General features: G+C 42.5%; 1 pseudogene. It reads right to left on the reverse strand.

Going from position 1 to position 1,411, the window contains the following annotated elements:
* Positions 1-203: 203 nt before the first annotated feature.
* Positions 204-1,312, reverse strand: a pseudogene (locus V7L20_RS32905) (ISAs1 family transposase).
* Between the last annotated feature and the right edge of the window lie 99 nt (positions 1,313-1,411).

Raw genomic sequence — 1,411 nt, forward strand, 5'->3', positions numbered from 1 at the left:
GCAGGGCTAATTCATTGTGATGAGAGAAAATTAGGGTAACCAGAAGTTAGCATACACAAAATTTTTTAGCGACTGATTTGATTTGTCCACTTTCGCATTGCCAAGTCTCATTTCCAAGTCGTGTTTGTTTTTGGTCGACAGGATGAAAGTTGAACTTGTTGTTTGCCAACGCTGTAATTTTTCGGTCTACTGAGTTAAGTAACTTAAGCTTCGCTTGCTAGCTTGCCGATCAGCAGAAAAATCTGCTCAAGGTTATGACCAATCATCCTCACCGCCGTGGTAATCGAAGAATAACCGTTGTAGCGCAAAATAGCGATCGCTAAACTACGGATAATGGACATATTAGCAGGTGCATTACCAAGTCGTATCCTGGAGCTATCCTCATAAAGTACTACGTCTTTAACCCAATGTAAGCGATTTTCAATTCCCCAATGACCACGAATGCCTTGGGCAAATTGTGCAGCATTGAGGCTGAGACTGCTGATGTAGTAGGCTATCTGATGATAGGGTTTACCTGCGCGTGTACCAAAGCGTTCTACCTTAACCAGACGTGCCAGACCTACCCACTCACAGCTGATATCACTCAAGTCGTCAAAAACAGATACAGTTCTAGTCGTAACCCGAGCGCTTCTGTGTTCGGTTGTGATGTCTACACTAACAGGTGTCGCTTGCTCAACAGTGAGTTGGATTTGTTCGTAGAGACGTTTTTGATTAGCCTTGACAGTTATCACATAATCATTGCCACTCTCAACAATTAGTTGTACAGTTTTTTTTGACAGTGTAACGAATCAAAGGTAAAGATAACTCCTTGTAGCTTTAAAGCAGCCAGAAGTGACTGGACAACGGCAATTTCACTACTTTGTTTATTGTGGAATTGTTGCAGGGCGATCGCGACTCCACAACGAGTATTGAAAACGGAAACCACATTGATAAAATCTTGGTAAGTCTGGTCATAATTGCTGACAGTAGCTTTGATGCTTTTGCCATCAATTCCTAACCAGTCTTGCTCTTGGGTTGGCATCCAATCATTTGCCCAGTTATTGAACACCTTGGCTAAATCAGTAAAATCAATACCCATCATTACCCGTCGAAACGTCGAGTCTGATGGGAAACGAGTTGGAGGTAATTGTAAACTGACAACTAAGGCTTCATGATGCCGACGAGCAAAATCTTCTAAAGCACGATAACCCAGACAATCACTCATAGTCCCCATAATCACCACCAGCAGCAGCAACCACAATGGATAACGCTGTCCTCTTGCAGCACGAAAATCTTGCACTTCGGTTAAGGCTTCCAGGAGATTGGCTTTCATGGGGGAGAGTAGAAAAATCAAATCAGCCGCTATAAAGATTTAGTGTATCTAATTTCTGGCTACCCTAATTTTTCTCTCATCACAATAAATTAGCCCTGC

Source organism: Nostoc sp. (assembly GCF_036916735.1).
Classification (GTDB): Bacteria; Cyanobacteriota; Cyanobacteriia; order Cyanobacteriales; family Nostocaceae; genus Nostoc.